Source organism: Xanthomonas sp. LMG 12461 (assembly GCF_009192935.1).
In the GTDB taxonomy this organism is placed as follows: domain Bacteria; phylum Pseudomonadota; class Gammaproteobacteria; order Xanthomonadales; family Xanthomonadaceae; genus Xanthomonas_A; species Xanthomonas_A sontii.
This window is the reverse complement of the sequence record NZ_NQYT01000110.1, coordinates 1-10,694: the sequence shown is the minus strand read 5'-3', so window position 1 is coordinate 10,694 and position 10,694 is coordinate 1. Positions and strand designations below refer to the sequence as shown.

Below are 10,694 nucleotides of genomic sequence, written 5' to 3'. Positions count from 1 at the left end.
CGGTGTGGGGTTGAAGCGGCGTGCGATGAACTGGGTGAGTGTGATTGCGCTGACGGCGACGATGTTCTGGGTGCTGATCCAGGGCTATCGCATCGCCACCGGGCAGTCGCGCGAATCGGCGATGGCGACGATGGTCAAGGCGGCCAAGGTCGCGGTGATCCTGATGATTGCCTCCACCGTCGGCGCCAACGGCGCCATGTTGCACAAGACGATGACCGACAACCTGGACAAGGAGATCCACGGTTTGTTCACGGGCGACGATAATTCCAGCGCAGCCGATGCGATCGACCAGAATCTGGAGTACACGCAGCTTGCGATGGCGGCCCTGGATGCGGTGAAGGTGAACGCCAACGATCCGGAGTCGATCGATCAGAAGAGCCGAGCGATCCTGTTGGCTGGATTCGGCACGGCCGGTCCGCCCATGGTCGCCGGTGCGATGTTGTTGCTCTTCAAGTTCACTCTGGCCTTCCTGATCGGCATCGGGCCGATCTTCATCTTCTTTTTGATGTTCGAGCAGACCAAGGACCTGTTCAAGAAGTGGCTGTATTATGTGTTGGGAACGCTGTTCTCGATGGCCATGCTGTCAGTCGTGTCGGCGATGGTCCTGAAGTTCACGGTGAAGGTGGCGGGGGCCTACTGGGCCATGAAGCTCATCCCGCTGGGCAATGCGGAAGGTTTGTCGTCGCAGGCGCTGCAGCAGGGAGGGATTGGATTGCTCATGACCTTGCTGATCGTGTCAGTGCCGCCGATGGCTGCCGCGCTGTGGCAAGGCAGCATGGCGTCCTTCATGCACTTCTCGGCGTTCGCCGGTGGTGCAGCGTCCACGCCTGGGCCTCAGGGGCAGCCGCCGGGGTCGTATGTGCCGCAACAATTGCCAAGTAATGATGCTAGGACGACCAGCGGTGCAATTGGCGGAGATACACATGCCGCTAGAACAGTCGGTACAAATGCAAGCCCGCAGCTCCCAGTAGGGGCACGCGGCTTAGCTGGCTCTAAAGACAGCAACATTAGCTAATGTCAAGGAAGAGGAGTTCCGATTGCCATGAACTCAGTGAGACTTCTATGTGTTCTTTTTTGTGTCACTTCTGGGTATGCCTGGGCAGAGCAAGGTTGTCCGCCTGGGCAGATTCCGGCCCAATCAAATGGCAACATGGCATCCTGCGGTCCTATACCGCCTGGCTATTACCAAGCCCAACCGGCTCCTGCTCCGCGCCCTTCAGGAAAATGGATTCCGACATGGGGATCGGTTGCCGTGGGCTCATTAGGGCTTGAGCGCAATTATGGCGTATCGACGGGAAAACTAACAAAAGAGGACGCCGAAAAGGACGCCATGGCGCGTTGTTCAAAGCACGGCGAGAAAGATTGCAAGATTGGTTTATCTTATTTCAATCAATGTGTTGCGGTGGGAGAGCCTCAGATTAATGGAAAGCCAAATCTACTAGGGTATGTTCATATTGTTGGAGATGCCAAACCAGAAGAGGCTGCCGCTGCCGCAAAATCAGCATGTCAAAGAGACAATCCAGAAAATAAATGCAAGGTAATTTACGAGTCCTGCACTAAGCAAATATTTGAGAGGTTCTAATTCAAGCCATCAAGTCAAACAATAGTCTTGGATCGGAATTGTTTAGCATATAGGCTGCATCGTGGTGATATATGGATATTGAACTCACCCTGGCTGTCTCTCTTGCGATCCTTTTCGCTGTAGGTAACGCGGAGGCGGAAAACGGGTGTCCGCCTGGGCAGATTCCGGCCCAAGCAAATGGCAACATGGCGTCCTGTGGCCCTATACCGCCTGGCTATTATCAACAACAGCCAGCTCCGCCACCGCGCCCACTCGGGAAGTGGCTCAAAACGTGGGGCGCGGTTGCGGGTGATGATATCACTCAATTTAGCGTGTCGACAGGCAAACTAAGTAAAGCGGATGCCGAGAAGGATGCTTTGCAAAAGTGCCAGAATGCCAGCTCTCACCGATGCCGCATTGTTCATGCTTATGAGAATCAATGTGTAGTGGTAGTTACGCCCCCAGGGGAAGGAGTGGCGAGCGTTGACTCGGGCTTTCCACTTGCGGAAATAAGTAGGAAAGCAATTATACGTTGTCAGAAAAATAACGCCGGCAAGGAGTGTACTATTGGTTACTCCAATTGCACTGAACAGATTTTTCAGAAATTCTAGGCGATAAGATGCGTTTTTTTGCTGAGTCAGTCGCCGAGAATAATAGCCGACCAACTTGAGCTATGGGAGGGATTCAGATGGCGCTCAACCGTTATCTTACCTTCGCTACGTTTTTCTTGGTAGGTGCTGCGTCTGCAGAAAGTGGTTGCCCACCTGGGCAACTCCCGGCGCAGGCAAATGGCGCAATGGCCTCGTGTACACCTGTTCCTCCTGGCTACTACCAACAGCAGGCTCCTGCGCCACAGCCTTTGGGTAAGTGGCTCACGACATGGGGTGCTATCGCGATGGGATCGATAGACGATACGACAAATTATGGGGTCACTACGGGTAAGTTATCCAAGTCAGAAGCCGAGGCCGATGCACTCAGACGCTGTGCCTCTCATGGGGAAAAGAACTGCCAAATCGCCTTGAGTTATCACAACCAATGCGCCGTAATCGCCGAGCCGCAGACGAATGGATTGCCTCTGGCTGTTGGTCGAGTCAGCTTTTCTGGTGGCGTGACCATTCCTGATGCAATACAGAGAGCTCAAGCTCATTGCAGAAAAGCCAACGCCGCAACGCCAGAGGCCGATTGCAAAGTGATTTACAAAGCCTGTACGGAACAGATATTCGAGAAATTTTGAACTGCGATGGAACGCGCATGAAGATCAGCCTCCTTTTTACTATGCTCCTTTTAGCCAACACAGCAGATGCAGAAAATGGCTGCCCGCCTGGTCAATTGCCAGCCCAGGCCAATGGTGCGATTACCTCCTGCACACCGATTCCGCAAGGCTATTATCAAGCACAGCCGGCGCCTCCGCCCCAACCATCGGGGCGCTGGATCAATACCTGGGGAGCTATCGCGATTGGATCAGTAGACGCCACAACAGATTACGGCGTTACGACTGGAAAACTGTCTCAAGCAGAAGCTGAGGCCGACGCTCTCAAACGCTGTGGCAAGCATGGCGCGACGAACTGCGAGATTGCTTTTAAATATCACAATCAGTGTGCTGCTATTGCGGAGCCCCAAACTAATGGGCTTCCTATTGTCGCCGGGCGTGTGCAATTTGTGGGGGCTGGATCGACGGCCGAAGCCAGCCGAATAGCTCAGGAGGATTGTAAAAAAGCAAACAAGATGACGCCGAGCTTGGACTGCAAGGTTATATATAAAGCCTGTACCGAGCAGATTTTCGAGAAATTCTAGAGTTAGGTAGTTCCCCTAGGTAGATACCACACGGACGAGATGGTGTTATGAAAGTGAGCAAGGGCCCGAAGAATCCAACCAAGACCTCTTCCGCGACCGCAAAGCCTCATTTACTCAAGCCGTAATCGGACCTGCCCTCATGCGGCAAACACTATCCGCTGATAGGTGGCAGCAGTCAGTGCAGCGTGTACGGGCGTTGCTGACCCTTTGCCTCTTGACGCTCTCGCTGACTGCAAGCCTGACTGCGCTCGCCTATCGCACGTCAGGCGACCTCATCCTGTTGCTGGCGTAAAGTGTGGCCGCCCTGAGAGCGCTCCTTCACCTCGGCATGGCCGCGATGCTACTCCGGCTGGCGCTGCGCGCATCCGCCACCAAGCAGCGCCTCCAGGCACACGGCGGATGCACGGCACAGCGGCGCCAGTTGCGCAGGTCCATCCTCGACATGGTTGGCGCAACGGTGCACGTGCTCATGATGAGCATGGCGGCAATCGCGCTGCCCCTCTCTCTGCCGGTGGTGATGCGCGTGCCGGAAGTTGGAATGGTGTTCGTGATATTGATCTTTGCGCTGCTAATGCTCGGTGTTTACATCAGACGCAGTTGCCGGGGACTGACTGAGGCCATCGCGCAGGCCGACTTGGCTATGCGCAGCACCCTGGTGGCATAACGCCCTTATGAACGCTCAGACTGTTACTGCCATTTTCCTTCTGTCCCTCTTAGCCGGGTGCAATCAGATGAATACCGCTTCTGAAAAAGCCGACGGTGTTGCGCAAACGGCAGCCGATGGCAATCCCGTCTATCAGCGTAATGCCAAGCCCACCCAGGCGTATCGGATTACGATGACCATCGAAGATGCGCCAGGACCCTTTGGGTATGTCTCAGGTACTGCGTTTTATGACATGGCCAACTATGAGCAGTGTACGCCGCTTAACGAGCCACTCGAAGGCGTGAGAACCAAGCCGAAAGAAGCGGGAATACCCATCAACTTTCAGAAGGTCGACGGGGAACATTATGTGGGGACGATATATGCCGACGGCATGGTCGACGCCGACTATTACGGCATGGGCGTGTGCCGCTTTGAACTGACGGGCGTCGGCATTGCCTTGAAGGCGACCGGCAAGCATGAAGAAACGCGTTACGAGCCTACGCTGTTCAAGAAGGAGATTTATAGTTTAAAACCCAAGGTTACGTACTTCTGGAAAGGACTCTATCCGAGAGCGGGCATGGATGACTTCCCGGATAGTGGCGTATCAAAGATTGACGACTTCAATGAGAATGCACGACCCAATATCTTCAAAGTGACGCTGACATCGGAGAATATACTTCCATGAGCATGACGACTAGCCAATATGCAGCGTTGGCGAATGATGTATATAAAAAGCCGCCAGAGACGGGGGAAAGAAGTAAGCCTGTCGATATAGGTGGCGTCTCCTACAAGCGGCTGAGCTATATGGATAGCGCGTCCGGCTATCAGGGCATCCTTTATCAACGGTTGGATACCAACGAACTCATCGTCGCACACCGCGGCAGCGAGTTCGACCGCCAGCCGTGGCGCGATGGCCTGGTTGCCGATGGGGGTATGGTCGCCACCCGTCACAACGCCCAAGCGGCGGACGCCATTGAGTTCACTCGACACGCCTTGGAAACCGCAAAACAAATTGGCCAATACACCAACGCTCATGACGTCACCGTGGTTGGCCATTCACTCGGTGGCGGTCTCGCGGAAATCACCGCGCACCACTTCGGCTTGAAAGGCGAAACCTTCAACGGCTATGGGGCCGTCAGCTTGGATCGTCGTATTCCCGAAGGCGGCAACGCGGTCATCAATCACGTAATGGCGGGAGATCCCGTCAGCGCCGCCAGCCGGCACTATGGTCAGGTCCGGGTGTATGCCACGGAGCAAGAGATCGCAACGCTGGAGCGGACCGGCTATGACGACCAGGGCAGTGGCTTGCGCAATCCGATCAGTGCGGCGAAGGGGTTGGTGACGGACTCCCACACCATCTACAACTTCCTGCCGACAGACAAGGAAGGCAGGCCGAAGCACTCTGTCCTGGAAGACGCGACCGCACAGCACCTGGCGCAGCGCCATGCGCCAATGATCGAACGGTATCGGGATGATATCGCCACGCTGCGCATGGGGGTGACGCTGGGTGCGCGGGGCTGGGGTGGGCTGCTGCAGGATGGCGTTGCCGAACTGCGGGGGCCACTTGCGCCCGGGGCGGGCCGCGAAAGCATCGGCGTGCCGAATTGGTCGGAGCACATGCAGCGGCTGCAGATGCCGCGTATGGAGAGCGGAGAACCGCAGGGCTGGCGGGCTCCGCAGAAGGTGCCGGAGCAATCGAGCGTGACGCCTGCCGAGCAGCCGGCTGATGCTCTCTACCAGATGCTCAAGAGCAGGTTACCTGCCGGCATCGCGGATGCCGCGGTGTCGTATGCGGCATCGCAAGCGCGGCGTGAGGGGATGGAGCGGCCAGAGCAGATCAAGGCCGTGACCCTGCTGGAGGGCGGAAGCGCCTGGATCGAAGGCAGCACACCCGGCTACCGTGTGAAGGTGGATCTGTCCGGTACGCCGCCTTTGGTTCAGGAACGGAGGACGGATCAGGCGCCTGAGCCGCAGCACCTGGCACAGCAGCTGGATGCGCCCCAACAACAGGCATCGGTGAAGGGGCGGTGATAATCATGGGGGCATCGAACTGGATGTAGACATAGATTGCCTCCACCGTCGGCGCCAACGGCGCCATGTTGCACAAGACGATGACCGACAACCTGGACAAGGAGATCCACGGTTTGTTCACGGGCGACGATAATTCCAGCGCAGCCGATGCGATCGACCAGAATCTGGAGTACACCCAGCTTGCGATGGCGGCCCTGGATGCGGTGAAGGTGAACGCCAACGATCCGGAGTCGATCGATCAGAAGAGCCGAGCGATCCTGTTGGCTGGATTCGGCACGGCCGGTCCGCCCATGGTCGCCGGTGCGATGTTGTTGCTGTTCAAGTTCACTCTGGCCTTCCTGATCGGCATCGGGCCGATCTTCATCTTCTTTTTGATGTTCGAGCAGACCAAGGACCTGTTCAAGAAGTGGTTGTACTATGTGTTGGGAACGCTGTTCTCGATGGCCATGCTGTCAGTCGTGTCGGCGATGGTCCTGAAGTTTACGGTGAAGGTGGCGGGGGCCTACTGGGCGATGAAGCTCATCCCGCTGGGCAATGCGGAAGGCTTGTCGTCGCAGGCGCTGCAGCAGGGCGGGATCGGGCTCCTGATGACCTTGCTCATCGTCTCAGTGCCGCCGATGGCTGCCGCGCTGTGGCAAGGCAGCATGGCGTCCTTCATGCACTTCTCGGCGTTCGCCGGTGGTGCAGCGTCCACGCCTGGGCCGCAGGGGCAGCCGCCGGGGTCGTATGCTCCTCCGCGCGTAGAGTCAAATAGTGGCTTAACTGAAGCGCGGTCGTCAGACTTGAATAGCACGCGAGCTACTGGTATTGCTTCTAGCTCGTCTGCTACGCGCAATACAGGAGCACTTGGTATTGCGAATCAAAGAGATAGTGATCGCCTCGGCTGAGGATACAGGCTTTTATTTGATGAATTTTTGATATTAAGAAAGGTTTACTCATGAAGTACATGGTCTGCTTCACTTTCTTATTCATGCTGTCCTCAAAAGCTCTGGCGGAACAAGGCTGTCCCCCAGGGCAGCTTCCTGCGCAGGCCAGTGGAAACATTGCATCTTGCGGGCCGATCCCCCCCGGCTATTATCAACAGCAACCCTCCCCCCCCGCTCCTAGCGGTAAATGGATCAAGACCTGGGGTGCGATTGCGATCGGCACAGTAGATTCAGTCCCATACTACGGCGTTCCAACTGGGGCGATGTCCGAGTCGGAAGCCAAAAGCCAGGCGTTAGCCCGATGTGCCAAAAAAGGCGCACAGAACTGCAAGGTTGTTTTAGTTTATAAAAATCAATGTGCTGCCATTGTCGAGCCGCAGATTAATGGTCGGCCTAACCCTGATGGGTTCATTCAATTCTCTAATGGGCCGACTAAAGAAAAGGTAGTTGGGACTGCTTCAGAGGGGTGTGAGCGTAAGAATCCCGGAGCAGCATGCAAGGTGATATATCAGGCATGCTCAGAGCCAGTGTTTGAAAGATATTGATTGTTTTTCCTGTTTTCGATCAGATCAAGGGTCGAAGTGCTCGCCAAGCGGATAAGTAAGGAAAAACAAGTGCCCTAGGGTGGGCCATAGACATGCATGCACTTCTCAGCGTTCTCTGGTGGTGCAGCGTCCACGCTAGGGCCACAGGGGCAGCCGCCGGGGTCGTATGTGTCGCCTCAAGGTGGCAAAGATACGCCGCTTGGAAGTGCTGACGCGACAAGGTATTCAGCGGGACGTCTACCGCAAGAAGGTAGCAGGGTAATGGGCAATGCCAATGCCAATCGGAATAGCAGTCGATTCACCTGAACCACAAGGTATTCAGACGGTAATCAACCATTATCTATTCTTTGCTACTTTTTTCTTAGCAGGCGTTGCGCATGCGGAAAATGGGTGCCCGCCAGGTCAGTTGCCTGCGCAGGCAAATGGAGCGATAACTTCCTGTACTCCGATCCCTTCCGGTTACTATCAACGAGAAGCACCTCCGCCTCGCCCCTCCGGAAAGTGGGTTAAAACCTGGGGGGCGATTGCAATGGGCTATACTGATTCCGCTACAACTTTCGGTGTCACCAAAGGGAAATTGTCTGAGGCAGAGGCGCAGGCAGATGCACTAATGCGCTGCGGTTCTCGTGGATTAAAAAATTGCAAAATTGTATTGAAGTATCACAACCAATGTGCGGCGGTTGCTGAACCCCATATTTACGGGAGCCCCTACAGTGATGGTCGACTTAGTTTTGCTGGTTCAGCAACTATTCCGGAAGCCAGTAGTCGTGCTTTGAGCGACTGCAAAAAAAATAATAGATCAACCCCGAAGGCCGTGTGCGAGATTATTTATACAGCCTGCACTGAGCAGATATTCGAGAAGTTCTAGTGCTGAGTGGTTCCCATCTATTGTTCAAACCAGTCATGGAACGGAATTTTCTGGCGTGTAGGATGCATCGTGATGATATATGGATATGAAATTCGCCCTGACTGTCTCCCTGGCGATCCTTTTCGCTGTGGGCGACGCGCGAGCGGAAAACGGATGCCAGCCTGAATGTTCTGGGTGCTGATCCAGGGCTATCGCATCGCCACCGGGCAGTCGCGCCAATCGGCGATGGCGACGATGGTCAAGGCGGCCAAGGTCGCGGTGATCCTGATGATTGCCTCCACTTTTTTTTGATGTTCGAGCAGACCAAGGACCTGTTCAAGAAGTGGCTGTATTATGTGTTGGGAACGCTGTTCTCGATGGCCATGCTGTCAGTCGTGTCGGCGATGGTCCTGAAGTTCACGGTGAAGGTGGCGGGGCCCTACTGGGCCATGAAGCTCATCCCGTTGGGCAATGCGGAAGGTTTGTCGTCGCAGGCGCTGCAGCAGGGAGGGATTGGATTGCTCATGACCTTGCTGATCGTGTCAGTGCCGCCGATGGCTGCCGCGCTGTGGCAAGGCAGCATGGCGTCCTTCATGCACTTCTCGGCGTTCGCCGGTGGTGCAGCGTCTTCGCCTGGGCCTCAGGGGCAGCCGCCGGGGTCTTATACGCCGCCGCAGCGTGGCAACGATACATCTGCTGCATCGAACAATGGCTCTCTACCTAGGCACGGGAACTCATCGTCGGGGCTACAAAATGCAGTGCAATCCTCTGAGGGTAGTGGTGCCAGGGGCAATGCCAACAGCAATAGCAGCCGATTCACTTAGCGACGAGATGCACATGAAATTCAAGCTGTCATTTCCCTTCGCCATTTTCTTCTTCATAGGTTCAGCATATGCAGAGAATGGATGCCCGCCAGGGCAACTCCCGGCACAGGCCAATGGCGCAATGAATTCATGTACGCCAGTTCCATCTGGCTACTACCAACAGCAGGCTCCCGTATCACGGCCTTCAGGCAAGTGGATCACGACATGGGGAGCTATCGCTATGGGATCAATAGACGATACGACAAACTATGGAGTAACTACGGGCAAGCTATCTAAGCCTGAAGCCGAGGCAGATGCGCTCAGGCGCTGCGCTTCCCATGGGGAAAAAGACTGCCGAGTCTTTATTAGTTATCACAACCAATGTGCTGCAATTGCTGAGCCGCAAACGAACGGATTGCCGATAAGTGCAGGGCGGGTTAGCTTTGCTAGGGCCGTATCGATTCCAGAAGCGACGAAAATCGCTCAGACTGACTGTAAAAAAACTAACAGTTCAGTGCTCGGGGTTGACTGCAAGGTGGTTTATCAAGCCTGTACTAAGCAGATATTCGAAAAATTCTAGAATTTTGTGGGCGCTAAAGAGGGGCGCCAAACGCAGGAGGGTGCGCCATGAAGAAGCTTGGATTGCTTTCTGCGTGCCTGTTGTACACTATATCGCTGCAATCATCGGTCTCTGAAGGGAGTGGTGCTAGAGGCAATTCAAAGCGAGATAGTAGTCAATTTATTTAGATTGGAATAAGGTGGGCGCGAAGTTTAAATCACCCATCTTTTTTGTGGCCTGTTTTTACATGGGTGCTGTATACGCGGAGAATGGGTGTCCACTTGGTCAGTTGCCTGCTCAGGCTAATGGCTCGATAGCTTCCTGTACGCCGATTCCGGCAAGCTACTATCAACAAAAACCCGTAGCACAGCAACCATCTGGGAAATGGATTACGACTTGGGGAGCTATCGCACAGGGCTCAACAGATTCTGCCGTGATCTATGGAGTCACTACGGGCAAGTTATCGAAGGCGGAGGCTGAGGCGGACGCGCTGAGACGCTGTGGTTCTCGTGGATTAACGAATTGCAAGGTCGCATTTAGATATCATAATCAATGCGTGGCAATAGCAGAGCCACACATTGGAGGTCAACCTTTGCCACTGGGCGAGTTAGATTTGTTGGTGCTAGCTTAATTCCTGAGGCGACTAGGATAGTCGAGAAGGATTGCATGGGAGCTAATAAATCAACTCCAGAGGCCGAGTGCAAAGTGGTGTATACGGCATGCACGGAGCAGATTTTCGAGAACTTCTAGAATGTCGTGGTGATATATGTATATGAAGTTCACCCTGACTGTCTCCTTTGCGATCCTTTTTGCTGTTGGTAACGCGCGAGCGGAAAGCGGCTGCCAACCTGAATGTTCTGGGTGCTGATCCAGGGCTATCGCATCGCCACCGGGCAGTCGCGCGAATCGGCGATAGCGACGATGGTCAAGGCGGCCAAGGTCGCGGTGATCCTGATGATTGCCCCCACCGTCGGCGCCAACGGCG

General features: G+C 55.1%; 10 protein-coding genes and 3 pseudogenes. All 13 read left to right on the top strand.

Going from position 1 to position 10,694, the window contains the following annotated elements:
• The coding region (locus tag CEK68_RS20585; protein WP_152240502.1) for a type IV secretion system protein at positions 1-1,015 on the top strand (1,015 nt) is incomplete at its 5' end.
• 27 nt (positions 1,016-1,042) lie between these two features.
• On the top strand, positions 1,043-1,582 hold the full coding sequence (locus CEK68_RS20580; RefSeq protein ID WP_152240501.1) for a DUF4189 domain-containing protein: 540 nt from the start codon (positions 1,043-1,045) through the stop codon (positions 1,580-1,582).
• Positions 1,583-2,249: 667 nt separating this feature from the next.
• The gene (locus tag CEK68_RS20570) at positions 2,250-2,795 is read left to right on the top strand and encodes a DUF4189 domain-containing protein (RefSeq protein WP_193314273.1); all 546 of its coding nucleotides are present in this window, start codon (positions 2,250-2,252) and stop codon (positions 2,793-2,795) included.
• Between the two features lie 17 nt (positions 2,796-2,812).
• The gene (locus CEK68_RS20565) at positions 2,813-3,355 is read left to right on the top strand and encodes a DUF4189 domain-containing protein (RefSeq protein ID WP_152240498.1); all 543 of its coding nucleotides are present in this window, start codon (positions 2,813-2,815) and stop codon (positions 3,353-3,355) included.
• A gap of 328 nt (positions 3,356-3,683) precedes the next feature.
• Positions 3,684-4,019 carry a hypothetical protein gene (locus CEK68_RS20560; protein ID WP_193314272.1) on the top strand — a complete coding sequence of 112 codons (336 nt, stop codon included), beginning with the start codon at positions 3,684-3,686 and terminating at the stop codon, positions 4,017-4,019.
• A gap of 67 nt (positions 4,020-4,086) precedes the next feature.
• The gene (locus CEK68_RS20555) at positions 4,087-4,683 is read left to right on the top strand and encodes a hypothetical protein (RefSeq protein ID WP_226977991.1); all 597 of its coding nucleotides are present in this window, start codon (positions 4,087-4,089) and stop codon (positions 4,681-4,683) included.
• Positions 4,680-6,029 (top strand): DUF6792 domain-containing protein, encoded by a 1,350-nt coding sequence (locus CEK68_RS20550; RefSeq protein ID WP_152240496.1) that lies wholly within the window; start codon positions 4,680-4,682, stop codon positions 6,027-6,029. The genes CEK68_RS20555 and CEK68_RS20550 overlap by 4 nt, the downstream gene beginning before the upstream one ends.
• 35 nt (positions 6,030-6,064) lie before the next feature.
• Positions 6,065-6,916, top strand: a pseudogene (locus CEK68_RS20545) (type IV secretion system protein); the annotation flags it as partial.
• A gap of 50 nt (positions 6,917-6,966) precedes the next feature.
• On the top strand, positions 6,967-7,500 hold the full coding sequence (locus CEK68_RS20540; RefSeq protein WP_152240494.1) for a DUF4189 domain-containing protein: 534 nt from the start codon (positions 6,967-6,969) through the stop codon (positions 7,498-7,500).
• Between the two features lie 268 nt (positions 7,501-7,768).
• Entirely contained in the window at positions 7,769-8,368 is a 600-nt protein-coding gene (locus CEK68_RS20530) for a DUF4189 domain-containing protein (protein WP_152240492.1), read from the top strand.
• A 171-nt stretch (positions 8,369-8,539) separates the two neighbouring features.
• Positions 8,540-9,171: pseudogene (locus CEK68_RS20525) on the top strand (type IV secretion system protein); the annotation flags it as partial.
• 13 nt (positions 9,172-9,184) lie between these two features.
• On the top strand, positions 9,185-9,730 hold the full coding sequence (locus CEK68_RS20520; protein WP_226977989.1) for a DUF4189 domain-containing protein: 546 nt from the start codon (positions 9,185-9,187) through the stop codon (positions 9,728-9,730).
• Positions 9,731-10,567: 837 nt separating this feature from the next.
• A pseudogene (locus CEK68_RS20510) lies at positions 10,568-10,694 on the top strand (Type IV secretion system protein virB6); the annotation flags it as partial.